This is a genomic window from Streptomyces beijiangensis (assembly GCF_017315755.1).
GTDB lineage: Bacteria > Actinomycetota > Actinomycetes > Streptomycetales > Streptomycetaceae > Streptomyces > Streptomyces beijiangensis.
Genome location: NZ_JAFLRJ010000355.1, coordinates 1 through 15,692, shown reverse-complemented (window position 1 = coordinate 15,692; position 15,692 = coordinate 1). Strand labels below are relative to the sequence as shown.

At 70.0% G+C, this 15,692-nt stretch carries 15 protein-coding genes; 6 read left to right on the top strand and 9 right to left on the bottom strand.

Annotated elements, in window-relative coordinates; genetic code table 11:
- Positions 1–99: 99 nt before the first annotated feature.
- Entirely contained in the window at positions 100–465 is a 366-nt protein-coding gene (locus J0695_RS30630) for a hypothetical protein (RefSeq protein ID WP_206967527.1), read from the top strand.
- On the opposite strand, the gene J0695_RS30625 is transcribed toward J0695_RS30630, so the two are convergent.
- Entirely contained in the window at positions 449–1,654 is a 1,206-nt protein-coding gene (locus tag J0695_RS30625) for a class I SAM-dependent methyltransferase (protein WP_206967525.1), read from the bottom strand. The two genes, J0695_RS30630 and J0695_RS30625, sit on opposite strands and share 17 nt — an antisense overlap.
- 277 nt (positions 1,655–1,931) lie before the next feature.
- Between J0695_RS30625 and groES the strand changes: the two genes are divergently transcribed.
- Entirely contained in the window at positions 1,932–2,240 is a 309-nt protein-coding gene (gene groES / locus J0695_RS30620) for a co-chaperone GroES (protein ID WP_018101172.1), read from the top strand.
- 129 nt (positions 2,241–2,369) lie between these two features.
- A complete protein-coding gene (gene groL / locus J0695_RS30615) occupies positions 2,370–3,995 on the top strand; it encodes a chaperonin GroEL (protein WP_206967523.1) in 1,626 nt (541 codons plus the stop codon).
- A 76-nt stretch (positions 3,996–4,071) separates the two neighbouring features.
- On the opposite strand, the gene J0695_RS30610 is transcribed toward groL, so the two are convergent.
- The 5 genes from J0695_RS30610 to J0695_RS30590 all read right to left on the bottom strand — a co-directional run bounded on the left by J0695_RS30610 (position 4,072) and on the right by J0695_RS30590 (position 9,413).
- A complete protein-coding gene (locus tag J0695_RS30610; RefSeq protein ID WP_206967521.1) occupies positions 4,072–5,100 on the bottom strand; it encodes a hydroxyacid dehydrogenase in 1,029 nt (342 codons plus the stop codon).
- Between the two features lie 31 nt (positions 5,101–5,131).
- Positions 5,132–5,989, bottom strand: a complete 858-nt coding sequence (locus J0695_RS30605) for a carbohydrate ABC transporter permease (RefSeq protein ID WP_206967518.1) — start codon at positions 5,987–5,989, stop codon at positions 5,132–5,134.
- Entirely contained in the window at positions 5,986–6,873 is an 888-nt protein-coding gene (locus J0695_RS30600) for a carbohydrate ABC transporter permease (RefSeq protein WP_206967517.1), read from the bottom strand. Before J0695_RS30600 ends, J0695_RS30605 begins: the two co-directional genes overlap by 4 nt.
- A 5-nt stretch (positions 6,874–6,878) precedes the next feature.
- Positions 6,879–8,216 (bottom strand): ABC transporter substrate-binding protein, encoded by a 1,338-nt coding sequence (locus tag J0695_RS30595; RefSeq protein ID WP_206967515.1) that lies wholly within the window; start codon positions 8,214–8,216, stop codon positions 6,879–6,881.
- 108 nt (positions 8,217–8,324) lie between these two features.
- The gene (locus tag J0695_RS30590; protein WP_206967513.1) at positions 8,325–9,413 is read right to left on the bottom strand and encodes a substrate-binding domain-containing protein; all 1,089 of its coding nucleotides are present in this window, start codon (positions 9,411–9,413) and stop codon (positions 8,325–8,327) included.
- A gap of 169 nt (positions 9,414–9,582) precedes the next feature.
- Between J0695_RS30590 and J0695_RS30585 the strand changes: the two genes are divergently transcribed.
- Positions 9,583–11,358 carry a DUF2264 domain-containing protein gene (locus J0695_RS30585; RefSeq protein WP_206967511.1) on the top strand — a complete coding sequence of 592 codons (1,776 nt, stop codon included), beginning with the start codon at positions 9,583–9,585 and terminating at the stop codon, positions 11,356–11,358.
- The gene (locus J0695_RS30580) at positions 11,355–12,896 is read left to right on the top strand and encodes a right-handed parallel beta-helix repeat-containing protein (RefSeq protein ID WP_206967509.1); all 1,542 of its coding nucleotides are present in this window, start codon (positions 11,355–11,357) and stop codon (positions 12,894–12,896) included. Before J0695_RS30585 ends, J0695_RS30580 begins: the two co-directional genes overlap by 4 nt.
- An 11-nt stretch (positions 12,897–12,907) precedes the next feature.
- On the opposite strand, the gene J0695_RS30575 is transcribed toward J0695_RS30580, so the two are convergent.
- Together J0695_RS30575 and J0695_RS30570 are read right to left on the bottom strand one after the other, a co-directional pair.
- Positions 12,908–13,681, bottom strand: a complete 774-nt coding sequence (locus J0695_RS30575) for an SDR family NAD(P)-dependent oxidoreductase (protein ID WP_206967507.1) — start codon at positions 13,679–13,681, stop codon at positions 12,908–12,910.
- 63 nt (positions 13,682–13,744) lie between these two features.
- Complete coding sequence (locus J0695_RS30570; RefSeq protein ID WP_206967505.1) at positions 13,745–14,413, bottom strand: MOSC domain-containing protein; 669 nt, start codon at positions 14,411–14,413, stop codon at positions 13,745–13,747.
- An 80-nt stretch (positions 14,414–14,493) separates the two neighbouring features.
- Between J0695_RS30570 and J0695_RS30565 the strand changes: the two genes are divergently transcribed.
- Positions 14,494–15,384 carry a LysR family transcriptional regulator gene (locus J0695_RS30565; RefSeq protein WP_206967503.1) on the top strand — a complete coding sequence of 297 codons (891 nt, stop codon included), beginning with the start codon at positions 14,494–14,496 and terminating at the stop codon, positions 15,382–15,384.
- Between the two features lie 97 nt (positions 15,385–15,481).
- Here the strand turns inward: J0695_RS30565 and J0695_RS30560 are convergent.
- Positions 15,482–15,692: WhiB family transcriptional regulator (locus J0695_RS30560; protein WP_206967501.1), on the bottom strand; the 211-nt coding region annotated here is incomplete at its 5' end.

Genomic DNA, 15,692 nt, shown 5'->3' with positions numbered 1-15,692 from the left:
CCCCTTCCCCCCGCCCGGCGCAAGGTCCGTACGGGTGGCGGCGGGCGGCGTAACCTGAATGGGGGAACGCTCGCGCCGGGCGGGGGGAAGGGGCGTCAAATGCAGTGGTTCTGGTGGGTGTTCATCTTCTTCATGGTGGGCGGATTCGGCTGGGTCGCCGACACCGGCCGTACCGCCCTGCGGACGCGCCACGAGCGCAGGATGGAGCGCGTGGAGGCGGCCGAGCGGGAGCGCAGGGAGATCGAGGCGTCGCACAAACAGCCCGAGCCGATCTGCGGATGCACGCACCATCTCGCCAAGCACGACCGGCAGGGCAAGTGCCATGAGTCGGTCGAGGTGCCGACGGCCTGGGACGCGGACAAGAAGCCCGTGAGCTACGAGCGCGGGACCTGCAACTGCCAGCAGTACGTGGGGCCGCAGCCGCTGTCGCAGATCTACGCGGAGGACCTTACGGACCTGGCGTAGCCGCGGGCTTCCCGATGAGCATGGTGGGCGCGCCCGCGACGCGGGTCAGGATGACCGTGGCCGCGTTCCTGCCCCGGGGTTTGACCTGGCGCCGTACCTCCTCGGGTTCGACCGCCGAGCCGCGCTTCTTGACGGTGAGGTTGCCGACCTCGCGCTCGCGGAGGATCGCCTTCAACTTCTTCATGCCGAAGGGGAGTTCGTCGGTGATCTCGTACGCGGTCGCGTAGGGGGTGGGGCGCAGTTCGTCGGCGGTGATGTAGGCGATGGTCTCGTCGATGAGCCCGCCGTCGAGCTCCTCGGCCGCCTCGGCGACGAGGTGCGCGCGGATGACGGCGCCGTCCGGTTCGTAGAGGTAGCGGCCGAGTTTGCGTACGGGGGGATTCGGCAGCCCGCGTCCGGTGAGGGTGGCGCCGGACGGCAGGAGGGTGGCGCGGCGGACGCCGGGCTCCGTGGCGAACCAGAGCACGGCCTCCTTCACATCGCCGCCGTCGGAGATCCACTCGGCCTCGGCGTCGTGCGGGATCAGCTCGTGCGGGATGCCGGGGGCGATCTTGAGGGCGGCCTTCGGGGCGCGGCGGGCGGCTTCGGTGGCCCAGGAGAGCGGCGGGGAGCAGGCCTCCGGGTCGAAGATCCGGCCGCGGCCGCCGCGGCGGGCGGGGTCGACGAAGACGGCGTCGTACGGAGCGGTGTCGATGGCGGTGACGTCCTCGCACCGGACCTCGATGAGGTCCGCGAGGCCGAGGGCGTCGGCGTTGGCCCGTACGACCTCGGCGGTCAGCGGGTCGCGGTCGACCGCGAGGACCTTGATCCCGGCCCGGGCGAGCGCGATGGCGTCGCCGCCGATGCCGCAGCAGAGGTCGGCGAGGCTGCGTACGCCCTGGTCCGCGAGACGGCGGGCCCGGTACTCGGCGACGGTGGTGCGGGTGGCCTGCTCGACCCCGTTGGGCGTGAAGAACATCCGGTACGCGTCCGCCTCGCCGAACTTCGGGACCGCACGCTGGCGCAGGCGGGCCTGGGCGAGGGCGGCGGAGACGAGGTCGGGGGCGTGGGTGCGGCGCAGGCGGGTGGCGACGGAGAGCTCCTGCGCGGGGTCGTACGCCTTGAGCCCGTCGAGGAGGTCGCGCCCCTCGGCGCCGAGCAGCGCGGAAAAGATATCGGGATCGGTCACGCCCCCATTGTCGGCCACCATCCGGCGGAGCCCCCGCCCCGGGGCTCCGCCCCAAAAACAAGCCCGTCCGGCGATTGAGGACACGCGGCCGAAGGTCGCGTACAGGAGCCCGCCCCCGGCACGAATTGGCACTCCGCTTGACCGAGTGCTAATCGTCGTCCTAATCTCAGACCTGGCACTCCCCACTGGAGAGTGCCAAACAGTGCGACTGGCAGGTCCGGCACCCGCGACGACGGATCCACCTGGTCGCCACCCCAGACTGTTCACCCCGTAGATCTCCGAAGGGGGAGACCGGATCGTGTCGACCGCAAGCTCCAAGGTTGCCATCAAGCCGCTCGAGGACCGCATTGTGGTCCAGCCGCTCGATGCTGAGCAGACCACGGCCTCTGGCCTGGTCATTCCGGACACCGCCAAGGAGAAGCCCCAGGAGGGCGTCGTCCTGGCCGTGGGCCCGGGCCGCTTCGAGAACGGCGAGCGTCTTCCGCTCGACGTCAAGACCGGCGATGTCGTGCTGTACAGCAAGTACGGCGGCACCGAGGTGAAGTACAACGGCGAGGAGTACCTCGTCCTCTCGGCTCGCGACGTACTCGCGATCATCGAGAAGTAGGGGGGTCTGGGGGTTTCCCCCAGAAAACACCTCACTCCAGATTGCTTTGAACTGCGCCCCTGGCCCCAGCACTGCGTGCCGGGTGGCAGGGGCGCAGTTCGTTTTTTCCGAGAGGACTGACTCAGCTCCATGGCGAAGATCCTGAAGTTCGACGAGGACGCCCGTCGCGCCCTCGAGCGCGGCGTCAACAAGCTTGCCGACACGGTCAAGGTGACGATCGGCCCCAAGGGCCGCAACGTCGTCATCGACAAGAAGTTCGGCGCCCCGACGATCACCAACGACGGCGTCACCATCGCGCGCGAGGTCGAGCTCGACGACCCGTTCGAGAACCTCGGCGCCCAGCTGGTGAAGGAGGTGGCGACCAAGACCAACGACATCGCGGGTGACGGTACGACCACCGCCACCGTGCTGGCCCAGGCGCTGGTCCGCGAGGGTCTGCGCAACGTTGCCGCGGGCGCCTCCCCGGCCTCCCTGAAGAAGGGCATCGACGCCGCGGTCAAGGCCGTGTCCGAGGAGCTCCTCGCGACCGCCCGTCCGATCGAGGACAAGTCGGACATCGCCGCTGTCGCCGCGCTCTCCGCGCAGGACAAGCAGGTCGGCGAGCTCATCGCCGAGGCGATGGACAAGGTCGGCAAGGACGGTGTCATCACCGTCGAGGAGTCCAACACCTTCGGCCTGGAGCTCGACTTCACCGAGGGCATGGCCTTCGACAAGGGCTACCTCTCCCCGTACATGGTCACCGACCAGGAGCGTATGGAGGCCGTCCTCGAGGACCCGTACATCCTGATCAACCAGGGCAAGATCTCCTCCATCCAGGACATGCTCCCGCTCCTGGAGAAGGTCATCGCGGCCGGCGGCTCCAAGCCCCTGCTGATCATCGCCGAGGACATCGAGGGCGAGGCGCTCTCCACCCTCGTCGTCAACAAGATCCGCGGCACGTTCAACGCCGTGGCCGTCAAGGCCCCCGGCTTCGGCGACCGCCGCAAGGCGATGCTCGGCGACATGGCCACCCTCACCGGTGCCACGGTCATCGCCGAGGAGGTCGGCCTCAAGCTCGACCAGGCCGGTCTGGACGTGCTGGGCACCGCCCGCCGCGTGACGATCACCAAGGACGACACGATCATCGTCGACGGTGGCGGCAAGCACGACGAGGTCGTCGGCCGCGTCAACCAGATCAAGGCCGAGATCGAGTCCACGGACTCGGACTGGGACCGCGAGAAGCTGCAGGAGCGCCTGGCGAAGCTCGCCGGCGGTGTCTGCGTGATCAAGGTCGGCGCCGCGACCGAGGTCGAGCTCAAGGAGAAGAAGCACCGTCTGGAGGACGCCATCTCCGCGACCCGCGCCGCGGTCGAGGAAGGCATCGTCTCCGGTGGTGGCTCCGCGCTCGTCCACGCCGTCAAGGTCCTTGAGGGCAACCTCGGCAAGACCGGCGACGAGGCCACGGGTGTCGCGGTCGTCCGCCGCGCCGCTGTCGAGCCGCTGCGCTGGATCGCCGAGAACGCCGGTCTCGAGGGCTACGTCATCACCGCGAAGGTTGCCGAGCTCGAGGCGGGTCAGGGCTTCAACGCCGCCACCGGCGAGTACGGCGACCTGGTGAAGGCCGGCGTCATCGACCCGGTCAAGGTCACGCGCTCCGCGCTGGAGAACGCCGCCTCGATCGCCTCCCTGCTGCTCACGACCGAGACCCTGGTCGTCGAGAAGCCGGCCGAGGAAGAGGGCGACGCCGGCCACGGCGGCCACGGCCACTCGCACTGACGCCAGTAGTACGCGTACACGGCTGAGGCCCGGCGCCCCTTCGGGGGTGCCGGGCCTCGCTGTTTTCTGCCGTCTCCTACGCGGAGTGGCTCAGGGCCGACGGATGCACCGGGTCCGCGAAGGGCTGCCCCGACGCGTACCTCTCCAGCTCGTCCAGCGCCTGGTCCGTCATGCGGTGCAGTTCGTTTCCGAGCGAGCCCGCCACATGCGGGGTGAGCAGGACGTTCGGGAGCCGGTACAACGGGGAGTCGGCGGGCGGCAGTTCGGGATCCGTCACATCGAGTACGGCGTGCAGCCGGCCCGAGACCAGCTCGGGCAGGAGCGCCGACTCGTCGATCAGGGAGCCGCGGGCCGTGTTGATCAGGGTCGCGCCCGACCGCATCAGCGCCAGCTGGCGTGCACCGATCATGTGGTGGGTCGCGGGCAGTTGGGGGGCGTGCACCGAGACGATGTCGCTGCGGGCGCAGAGCTCGTCCAGGGAGGCCGCCTCGACGCCGAGCCGCGCTGCTTCGGCGGCGGTCACGTACGGGTCGTACAGCACGATCCGCAGGTCGAAGGGGCGGAGCAGCTCGATGACGCGGCGGCCGATGCGGGAGGCGCCGACGATGCCGACCGTACGGAGATAATTGCCCGCGCCGTCCAGTTCGTCGCGCCAGTCGTGGTCGCCGCGCACGGAGCGGTAGCGGTGCGCGGACTGCAGGACGCGCTTGTTGGCGAGGAGGATCGTGGCGAGCGTGTACTCGGCGACGGGCAGGGCGTTGGCCGCCGCTGCCGACGAGACGCTCAGGCCGCGTTCCCAGCACGCGTCGGTGATGTGGTGCTTGACCGAGCCCGCCGCGTGCACGACCGCCTTCAACCGCGGTGCGGCGGCGAGGATTTCGGGGGTGAGCGGTGTCGCGCCCCAGCAGGTGAAGAGGACTTCGGCCTCGGCGAGGGCCGCCGCGACCCGCGGGGCGGGGTCCGCCAGGTCGTGGGCGACGAGCGCGGGGTCCGTACGGGCGAGAGCCGCGAGCCGGGTGCGGTGGCGCGGTTCGAGCAGCCGCTCGGCTATGCCCGGGCCCATCGCGATCAGGAGCGAAGGCCGGTTGTCAGTGGTGGGGTGCATGGTGGGTGGTGGCTCCCTCGTGGCTACGTGACTACTTGACACTGCCGGCGGTCAGTCCGGCCTTCCAGTGCCGCTGCAGGGAGACGAAAGCGACGATCAGGGGGATGACGGCGAGGAGGGATCCGGTGACCACGAGCGGGTAGAAGCTGGGCTCGCTGTGGGTGTTGGTGTTCCAGGAGTAGAGACCCAGGCTCAGCGGGAAGAGCTTGCGGTCCGAGAGCATCACCAGGGGGAGGAAGAAGTTGTTCCAGATCGCGGTGAACTGGAAGAGGAAGACGGTCACGAAGCCCGGCATCATCATGGGCAGACCGATGGAGAAGAAGGTGCGCAGCTCGCCCGCTCCGTCGATACGGGCGGCTTCGAGGGCCTCGTTCGGGATGTAGCCGGAGGCGAAGACCCGGGAGAGGTAGACGCCGAAGGGGTTGACCAGGACCGGGATCAGCACCGACCAGTAGGTGTTGACGATGCCGATCTTGCTGGCCAGGAGGTACATGGGGAGCGCCAGTGCCGTGGTGGGGACCAGCACCCCGAGCAGGACGAGACCGAAGAGCTTCTCCTTGCCCCGGAACTCGTACTTGTCGAAGGCGTATCCGGCGGCGACGCAGATGAGGGAGCAGACGACGGCTCCGACCCCCGCGTACAGCAGGCTGTTGCCGTACCACCGGAAGTAGACGCCGTCCCCGTAGGAGGCGATGTCGGAGAGGTTCTTCCCGAGGTCGAAGCCCTTGAAGGAGAAGGTGTCGCCGCCGAGCAGCGAGCCGGTGTCCTTGGTGGCCGCGGTGACCAGCCAGACGAGGGGGAAGAGCATGTAGAGGACGGCGAGGAGCAGGGCTCCGTTGACTGCCGCCTTCGACAGCCAGGGGCTCTTCCGGGACGCGGGGTGGCTCATGCGTTCTTGCCCTTCCGGCCGGTGAGGCGGGTGACGACGAAGGACAGCAGGGCGGCGGTGAGCGCGAGGAGCACGGACGCCGCGGCCGCGAGCCCGAAGTCGTTGCGGGAGAAGGCCGCGGTGTAGGCGTACATGTTCGGTGTCCAGGAGGAGGAGACGGCGGACCCCGAGCCGGTGTTGAGGATCAGCGGCTCGGTGAACAGCTGCAGCGATCCGATGATGGTGAACAGCACGACCATCAGGACCGAGGCGCGGATCAGGGGGAGTTTGATGCTGAACGCGGTGCGCCAGCCGCCCGCGCCGTCCACCGTGGCCGCCTCCAGTACGGAGCGGTCGATGGCCTGCAGCGCGGCGTAGAAGATCACCATGTTGTAGCCGAGCCACTCCCAGAGCGCGATGTTCACGATGGAGGGCAGCGCGCCGCTGGGCGAGAAGAAGTCGAAGCCGATGCCGCCGGAGTGCATCGCGGAGACGACGGGGCTCAGACCTGGCGTGTAGAGGTACAGCCAGATCATCGCGGCGATGATGCCCGGCACGGCGTGCGGCAGGAAGAGCGCGAGCTGGAAGAAGCGCTTGGCGCGGGCGAGCGCCGAGTCGAGCAGCAGGGCGAGCGCGAGGGCTCCGCCGACCATCAGCGGGATGTAGAAGACGCAGTAGCCGAGGAGGACGAGGAAGCCGTCGCGGAAGACCCGGTCACCCAGCGCCGCCGTGTAGTTGCCGAGGCCGGTGAAGACGGTCTCGGATCCGCCGAAGCCCAGCCCGGACTGCTGTTCGGTGAAGAGGCTGAGCCAGACCGCGTATCCGATCGGGATCAGCATCACCGCGGTGAACAGGACGAAGAACGGGGTCAGCAGGGTCGCGGCGGCGCGGGTGCGGGCTTTCATCTTTCCTAGCCCTCGACCTTCAGGCCGCGCTTGGTCAGCTCCGCGACGGTGGCGTCATGGGCGGCCTTGATCGCGCCGGGGATGGTGGCACCGCCGCCCGCGACCTTGCCGAACTGGTCCTTGAGCGTGGTGTTGGTGGTGCCGGTCGCGGGGCCCCACGTCCAGCCCTGCTTGATGGAGGAGCCGCCGGCCTCGAAGACCTGGTAGATGTCCTGGCCGCCGTAGAAGGAGGCGTCGAAGGCCTTCTTCGCCGCCGGTCGCAGCGCGAGTGCCGCCGGGAAGGCGCTCGAAGTGCCCGAGGAGATACGGGCCTTGATGCCGTCCTCGGTGGTGGTCATCCACTTGGCGAACTCGGTGGCCGCCTCGGCCTTCTTGCTGTTCTTCGGTACGGCGAAGGTGGTGCCGCCGAGCATTCCGCTGGCCGGCTTGCCGTCCCACGTCGGGATCGGGGCGACGGCCCACTTGCCGCTCTGCTCGGGCAGCGTCGACTTCATGACGCCGCCGCCCCAGGAGGCGCCGAGGTAGCCGATGGTGGCGCCGGTCTTCAGGGAGTTGGTCCAGGCGGGGGAGAAGGAGGCGTCCGAGCGGACCAGGCCGTCCTTGACCAGGCCCTGCCAGTAGTCGGCGACCTTGGTGGTGGTGGCGTCAGTGGTGTTGATCTTCCAGGTGGTGCCCTCGGCCTTGAACCACTGGGCGCCGGCCTGCCAGACCATGGCCTGGAAGGTGGTCGGGTCGTCGGGGAAGAAGGTGCCGATGCGGGCCTTGGAGTCGGCCTTCTTGACCTTCGCGGCGGCCGTCTTGAACTCGTCCCAGGTCTTGGGGACCTCGACGCCGTACTTGGTGAACAGGTCCTTGCGGTAGAAGAAGGCCTGCGGTGCGGCGTCGAAGGGGATGGCCCAGTTCTTCCCGCCGAGCGTCGTCTGCTCGATCGCCTGCGGCAGGAACTTCGCCTTGACGTCCGAGGTCACGTACTTGCTGATGTCCTGGAACCCGCCCTGGCTCACGTACTCGGGGAGCTGCGGGTACTCGACGGAGACCAGGTCGGGGGCGTTGTTCGCCTTGATCGCGTTGGAGATCTTGGCGTAACCGCCGGCGTTGCCGGACGGGGTCTCCTCGAAGGTGACGTGGATGTTCTTCTGCGAGGCGTTGTACGCGTCCACGACCTCCTTGGTGCCCTTGGCCCATCCCCAGAAGGTGATGTTCACGGGCTTGGCGGCGGTTCCCTTGCCGCCACCGGCGTCGGAGGACGAGTCGTCGCCGCTGCCGCCGCACGCCGTGAGGACGGCGAGGGCGGTGGCGGCACCGGCTATGGAAAGAGTTGTTCTGCTCCAACTGCGGTTCACAGCGTGGCTCCTGAACTAGCGGCGACATTGACGTTGGCCGTGATCCTTGGCCCAGCCATGTCCGAAGTCAAGAGCGAAAGATTGATTGATCGAAAAAAGATCAGAACGTTATCGAGTGGTCGATGCCCGTACATGCAGCCTCGGCAGCAGCGCCAGATGCTGGCCGGGATCGTCGTCGTCCTGCCCTGAGGAGAGCCTGCTGACCAGCAACTCCGTTGCGTAACGGCCGATTTGGCGCTTGGGCGGCGCGACCGCGGTGAGCGGGATGTCGCCCAGGGCGGCCACCTCGTCGTCGTACGCGATCAGCGCCAGGTCCTCGGGGACCTTGACGCCCAGTTCGGCCAGGCGCTGGACCAGGTGGATCGCGTCCACGTCGTTGTGCACCAGGGCGGCCGTGACCCCGCCGGAGACCACCGCCGTGTGCACCTCGCGCATCGCCTCCTCGAAGCGGACCGGGTCGTGCTCGGCGCCGGACGTCCCGATCATCGGCGGCGCCCCGTGCAGCCCCAGCGTCGCCAGCGCCTCGTCGTAACCCGAGCGCACGGCGAGCGCGGTCGGGCTGTCGGAGCGGGCGACGAGCAGCGGCGTCCCGTGCCCCAGGCCGACCAGGTGGCGTACGGCGAGCAGCACCCCGTGCCGGTGGTCCGAGCAGACCCGGTCCAGGTCGTCGAGGGGCGAGCCGGCCGAAGGCGTGCGTTCGAGCAGCACGGCGGGCACGGGCAGCTGGGCCATCCAGTCCCCGTACGCCGCCTGGTCCTCGGCGCCCCGCCAGGCCGGCGCGATCAGCAGGCCGTCGGCCCCGGCGGCCAGCAGGCCCTCGGCGCGGGCCTTGTCCTCCTCGGGGCGGTAGTCGGAGATCCGCAGGACGAGGCGGGCCCCGGCGCGTGCGGCGGCCTCGTGCGCACCGCGGATGACCTCGGCGAAGTAGTACGTCGCCGAGGGGGCGATCAGCCCGATGACCGGGCCGCCGCTGCCACCGCCACTGGCGGACGCGGTGGCGGCCGGACCGTTCTCCGGCCAGGAGACCGACCCGTGGACCCGGTCGAGCAGACCGCGCTCGGCCAGCGTCTCGACATCGCGGCGCACGGTGACGGGGGAGACCCCGAGCCGGTCGGCGAGATCCGAGACGCGGGCCGAGCCGCGCTCCCGTACCAGGGCCAGAAGTCGGTCGTGACGTTCAGCAGCACTCTCGCGCACGGCGGCGGTCCCCTTGCAAATCGCGATGTGGTGGCTCGGCTGGCCAGACCCTAATGCAGTTTGATCGATTGACGGAAGTTTCGATCATTCGTTACTTCCCCATTGACGTTCGATCAATCCGCGGTTCAAGATTCCGGGCGACGCCGAAGTCCGCCTCCAGGGGAGCATCATGCCCACGCCGAGCACGTACACGGGACTGACCCGTGCCCATTGGGAGAAGGCGGCCGATCACCTGCTGCTCGCGGTGCGTCCATACGCCTCGCCCCGGCACGGCCGGATCGACCTCCCCGGCAGCCGGCCCAGCTGGTCGGGCCCGCGCTCCGACGGCCTCGAAGGCTATGCCCGCACCTGGCTGCTCGCCGCCCTGCGCACCGCGGGCGCGGGCGGCGACGACCCGCACGGATTCCTCGGGCGGTACGCCGAAGGACTTGCCGCCGGTACGTCGGGAGCGGCCGAAGGCCCCGACGCCTGGCCGCGGATGGCCGACACCCGCCAGGCCGTCGTCGAATCCGCCTCCGTCGCGCTCGGCCTCCGGCTGACCCGCCCCTGGCTCTGGGACACCCTCGACGACACGGTGAAGCAGCGCGCCGCCGAGTGGCTGCTGCCCGCACTCGACCCGTCCCCGGTGGACAACAACTGGTGGCTCTTCGGACTCACCGTCGCGGGCTTCCTGCAGGACGCGGGCATCGAGACCGACCGCGCACAGCAGACGATCGACCGCGCGCTGGAACGCATCGAGCACTGGTACCTGGGCGAGGGCTGGTACAGCGACGGCCCGAACCGCTCCTTCGACCACTACAACGCCTGGGCGATGCACTTCTATCCCGTTCTGCACGCCCATCTCGCGGGCGACCAGGACCTCCTGGCCACCTACGGCCCACGCCTGCACGAGCAACTCGACGGCTGCACCCGCATGTTCGGCGCGGACGGCGCCCCCATGCCGTACGGCCGCTCCCTCACCTACCGCTTCGCCGCCGCGGCCGCCCCCTGGCTCGGCGCGATGACCGGCCACACCCCGCTCACCCCGGGCGCGACCCGCCGCCTCGCCTCGGGAACCCTCCACTACTTCCTCGACCACGACGCCACCGACGAGGAAGGCCTCCTCACGCTGGGCTGGCACGGCCCGTACGACCCGATCATCCAGTCGTACTCGGGCCCGGCCTCCCCGTACTGGGCGTCGAAGGGCTTCCTCGGTCTGCTGATGCCACCGGACCACCCGGTCTGGACCGCCCCCGAGGGACCGCTCCCCGCCGAGACCCGGGACGCCGTCACCCTCCTCGGCCCGACCGGCATGCTGCTCCAGTCCACCGCCGCCGACGGTCTCGTACGGCTCCACAACCACGGCTCCAACCATGTCGGCGAGGACGAGGACCCGGGCTACGCCCGCTTCGCGTACTCCACCCGCACAGGACCCACCAGCGGGAAGTCCGAGCGCGACAACCACTTCGCGCTGATCCTCGACGGCGTCCCCACCCAGCGCCTCACCGCCGACCCCCTGGGCTCGGGCCCCGACCGGGCCGCCTCCGCGCACACCCCGTGCCCCGGCGTCCGCGTCGTCTCCGCCACGCTCGTCCACGGCCGCGCCGAGGTCCGTGCGCACCTGGTCGTCGGAGCTCCCGAGGCCACGCTCGTACGCCAGACAGGCTGGGCCCGGCACGCCCCGGAGGGCTCCACCCAGCTCCACCCCGTGCACGGCTACGACGCCACGGTCCACCAACTCCCCGGCGGCTCCACCCTCTTCGGCGACAGCTCCGAGATCCTCGCCGTCGAAGGCACCACCTCAGGACCCGCATCCCTCTTCGTGGCCCTCGCATCGCTCACCGAGGAAGAGGCCCCGGCCCCGGTCGCCACCCTCGCGGACATCCGCGTCCAAGACCCCCACACGATCCATGTGACCTGGCAGGACGGCACCGCAGCCGTGCTCCACATCCCGGAGGAATCATGAGACGTCACCACACCGCCCTGGCCGCCGCGGCCCTCACCGCCCTCGCGGCCACCGCACTGGCTACTCCCGCACTGGCCACCCCTGCCCAGGCCGCCCACCGCCCCGGCGCCGCCTTCTACGTCGACTGCGCGGCCACCACCGCGGGCGACGGCTCCCACCGGCACCCCTGGACCGCCCTCGCGGACGCCAACGCCCACACCTTCGGTCCCGGCGACCGCCTCCTCTTCCGGCGCGGATCCACCTGTACGGGCACGCTCACCCCGCAGGGCGCGGGCACCGCCGACGCCCCGGTCACCATCAGCGACTACGGCAGCCGCAGCGCGCCCCGCGCCGTACTGGACGGCGCCGGCGCCCACGACGTCGTACTCCTCTCCAACACCGAGCACTACCGCGTCTCCGGCCTGGAGATCACCGACTCCGCGGCCCCCGGCACCGAGCGCAACGCGATCCGGCTGCGCCTGACCGACTACGGCACGGCCCACGGCTTCGAGCTCGACCACCTCTACATCCACGATGTGCGCGGCGGCGACTACAAGACCCTCACCGGCTCAAGCGCCATCCACATCGCCGTCGAGGGCAAGACCACGGCCAGCAGTTACGACGGCCTGGACATCCATCACAACCTCATCGAGAACGTCGACCGCGAGGGCATCTACTTCAAGTCGACGTTCTCCAAGCGCGATCTGGTCGGCAACCAGCAGGACCCCAACGCCTTCCCCGGTGCCTGGACCCCCTCGACGCACGTCCGGGTCTCGTACAACACCCTGAAGTCCATCGGCGGCGACGGCATGAAGCTGGACACCACCGCAGGAGCGCGCGTCGACCACAACAGGGTGGACGGCTTCCAGCTGCGCTCGCCCTCCGCCAACGCGGGCATCTGGACCTTCAACACCGATGACACGACCGTCGAGCACAACGAGGTCTCGGGCGGCGGCAACACCCACGACGGGATGTCCTTCGACGCCGACGGCGCGTCCCAGCGCACGGTCTTCCAGTACAACTACAGCCACGACAACAAGGGCGGCTTCCTGCTGGTCTGCCCGTACAGCGGCGCCAAGACCGTCGACACGGTGGCCCGCTACAACGTCAGCCGCAACGACGGCGAGCGCCTGCTGCAGAACTGCTGGGGTCCCATCCTCAACACCCAGGTCTACAACAACACCTTCTACAACAAGGAGGACATCCCCAAGAACCTGGTGCAGGACGACAACAGCAGCCCCGCCACCACCGTGCACGAGCAGCACATCACCAACAACCTCTTCGTGAGCGAGGGCACCGGCGGTTACGGCTTCACCAACGCCACCCCCGGCCTCGCCTTCGACCACAACGCCTTCTACGGCATCACGATGACCCGCCCCAACCCGGGCGGCATCACCACGGACCCGCTGCTGCGCAGCGACTTCAGGCTCGGCGCGGGCTCACCTGCCCTCGCCGCGGGCGCCGTCGTCGACAACAACGGCGGCAAGGACTACTTCGGCCACCCGCTGAAGCCGGGCGCACCCGACATCGGCGCCTATGCGGGCCGCGGTATCAAGTAGCCCCAGCACCCCTACTGCGGCCCGTACTTGCGGCCTGTTCGCGAGGTGACCCCTCCGAGCAGGCCGCGAGGCGCCAGCTTCACCGCGCCCATCAGCACCTTGTACCGCGGGTCCGGGACCGACAGCGACTTGCCGCGCGAGAGATCGGCGAGCGCGGCCGTCACGAGCTTGTCGGCGTCCAGCCACATCCAGCCCGGGATGTTGTCCGTTCCCATCCCGGCACGCTCGTGGAATTCCGTACGGACGAAGCCGGGGCAGAGCGCCATCAGCCGTACGCCGGTCCCCGTGAGGTCCCTGGCCACGCCCTGGGTGAACTGCACGACCCACGCCTTGGACGCGCCGTAGGTGCCGCGCGGAACGAACGCGGCGACGGACGCCACATTCACCACGCCTCCGCGCCCGCGCTCCTTCATCCCGCCGACGGCCGCCGAGGTGAGCCGGAGCACCGCCTCGCAGTGCACCTTCAGCATCGTCAGCTCATCGGCCATCGACACCTCCAGGAAACGGCCCTTGTTGCCGAACCCGGCATTGTTGACCAGCAGGTCGACCGGGGTCCGACCGTCCGTCAGCCGCCGCTCGACGGAGGAGATCCCGTCCTCCTCGGAGAGGTCGGCGGCCAGTACCTCCACCTCGACCCCGTGCCGGTCGTGCAGTTCGGTGGCCGCGGCCTGCAGCCGCCCGGTGTCGCGGGCCACCAGCACCAGGTCGTGCCCGTCCTTCGCCAGCCGCCGCGCGAAGGCGGCACCGATGCCCGCGGTCGCGCCCGTGATCAGTGCAGTCGTCATACGCGGAACGTTAGTGCCCCGCATACGTACTCGGTGTCCCCGCCCGGTGGCCCTGGCCGCGCGCTAGGACCCGTACTTGGCGATGTACTCCCGCGCGGTCTCCAGATACCCCGACTCCATCCACTCCGCGGCCACCATCGTGCGCGGCAGCAGCGAGCGCTCCAGGGTCGCGGCCCGGAACAGCAGCGACACCGTGATGTCGTGGTCCGGCCGCCGTACGACCTCGATCGTGTCCCCCGCCCTGATCTCACCCGGCTCGATCACCCGCAGCAGCGCCCCCGGCGCCCCTTCCTGAGTGAACCTGCGGGCCCACGCCTTCTCCCCGAGGTGCCCCTGGAACGTCCGGCACGGGATCCGCCCGCCCGTCACCTCCAGCACCACGCCGGATCCGACGCGCCACCGCTCACCGATCAGAGCACCGCTCACATCCAGGCCCGCCGTCGTGAGGTTCTCGGCGAAGGAACCGTTGGGCAGCGCGCGCCCCAGCTCGCGCTCCCAGCCGTCGAGGTCCTCGCGCGCGAAGGCGTACGCGGCGCGGTCCTCGCCCCCGTGGAACCGCAGATCGCAGACGTCGTCGCCCTCGACCCCGCTCGCACCCACACCCGTGGGCCCCGGGGCGAACACCCGCACAGGACCCTCCACCGGCCGCTTGTCGACGCCGCTCTTCCCGCCCGCGGCATCGGTGTAGTCGACGGCCGTGGCCCGTCCCGCATTCACAGACAGAAGCTTCATGTACGCAGGCTAAACGCCCACCTCTCAAAGGTGTCACGCAAAATTGAGCGTCAGACCCAAGCACCCCTTATGCTCGAACCATGATCGAGGCCCGTCATCTCCGTGTCCTGCGCGCCGTCGCCGCGACCGGCTCCTTCTCCGCCGCCGCGCGCGAGCTGGGCTGCACCCAGCCGGCCGTCAGCCAGCAGATGAAGGCACTCGAAGCCTCCACGGGCACGCCCCTGCTCATCCGTACGAGCCGCGAGATGCGCCTCACCCAGGCCGGCGAGGCCCTGGTGCGCCACGCCGCCGGAATCCTCGCGGGCCTCACCGCGGCGGAGGAAGAGGTCGCCGCGATCGCGGGGCTGCGCGCGGGCCGGGTCCGGCTGGTCTCGTTCCCCAGCGGCAGCTCCACGCTGGTCCCCACCGCCCTCGCCGCCCTGCGCGCCGCCCACCCAGGCACCAGGGTCTCCCTGGTCGACGCGGAGCCGCCGCGCTCGGTGGAGATGCTCCGCGAGGGCGACTGCGACGTGGCGCTGGCCTTCCGTTACGGGACGCCGACCGCCGAATGGGACGACCTGGTCGTACGGCCCCTGCTCACCGACCGGTTGGTCGGCCTGGTCCCGGAGGGGCACAGGCTCGCCGAGGCGGGCACGGTCACCATCTCCGACCTGGCGGACGAGCCGTGGATCGCGGGCTGCCCGCGCTGCCGCAGGCAGCTGGTCGAGGTCTGCGAGAGCGCGGGCTTCCAGCCCCGCATCGACTTCGCCACCGACGACTATCCGGCCGTCGTCGGACTGGTCGGCGCGGGCCTGGGGGTCGCGGTCCTGCCGGAGCTCGCGATCGAGTCCGTACGCCCCAAAGGTGCACGCACAGTGACCGTCGAGCCCGCGGTGCGGCGCGAGATCGTGGCGCTCACCCTGCCCGATCTGGCGCAGGTGCCCGCAGTGGCGGCGACGCTCGACCAACTTGCCAGGGCCGCCGCCCGCTGAGGTCCACTGAGGCACTGAGGTCCACTGAGGCACCGAGGTCCACTGAGGCACCGAGGTCCGCATGAACGTTTCTGCGCAGTTTCGGGCGCTGCGAGGCTCAGGCCTGGCCGGGTCCTGTGATGCCCGAGGCCGAGATCAGCCGGTTCCGCGCCCGGCCCATGAGCTCCTCGCGCTCATCCTCGGTGAGGCCGCCCCAGACGCCGTACGGCTCGCGCACCTGAAGCGCGTGCGCGGCGCACTCGGCCCGCACCGGGCAACGCATGCAGACCTCTTTCGCCGAGTTCTCACGGGCGCTGCGCGCAGCGCCC

Coding starts and splice junctions, on each gene's coding strand:
- J0695_RS30630 (WP_206967527.1), top strand. CDS start 100: ATGCAGTGGTTCTGGTGGGTGTTCATCTTCTTCATGGTGGGCGGATTC.
- J0695_RS30625 (WP_206967525.1), bottom strand. CDS start 1,654: ATGGTGGCCGACAATGGGGGCGTGACCGATCCCGATATCTTTTCCGCG.
- groL (WP_206967523.1), top strand. CDS start 2,370: ATGGCGAAGATCCTGAAGTTCGACGAGGACGCCCGTCGCGCCCTCGAG.
- J0695_RS30610 (WP_206967521.1), bottom strand. CDS start 5,100: ATGCACCCCACCACTGACAACCGGCCTTCGCTCCTGATCGCGATGGGC.
- J0695_RS30605 (WP_206967518.1), bottom strand. CDS start 5,989: ATGAGCCACCCCGCGTCCCGGAAGAGCCCCTGGCTGTCGAAGGCGGCA.
- J0695_RS30600 (WP_206967517.1), bottom strand. CDS start 6,873: ATGAAAGCCCGCACCCGCGCCGCCGCGACCCTGCTGACCCCGTTCTTC.
- J0695_RS30585 (WP_206967511.1), top strand. CDS start 9,583: ATGCCCACGCCGAGCACGTACACGGGACTGACCCGTGCCCATTGGGAG.
- J0695_RS30580 (WP_206967509.1), top strand. CDS start 11,355: ATGAGACGTCACCACACCGCCCTGGCCGCCGCGGCCCTCACCGCCCTC.
- J0695_RS30575 (WP_206967507.1), bottom strand. CDS start 13,681: ATGACGACTGCACTGATCACGGGCGCGACCGCGGGCATCGGTGCCGCC.
- J0695_RS30570 (WP_206967505.1), bottom strand. CDS start 14,413: ATGAAGCTTCTGTCTGTGAATGCGGGACGGGCCACGGCCGTCGACTAC.
- J0695_RS30565 (WP_206967503.1), top strand. CDS start 14,494: ATGATCGAGGCCCGTCATCTCCGTGTCCTGCGCGCCGTCGCCGCGACC.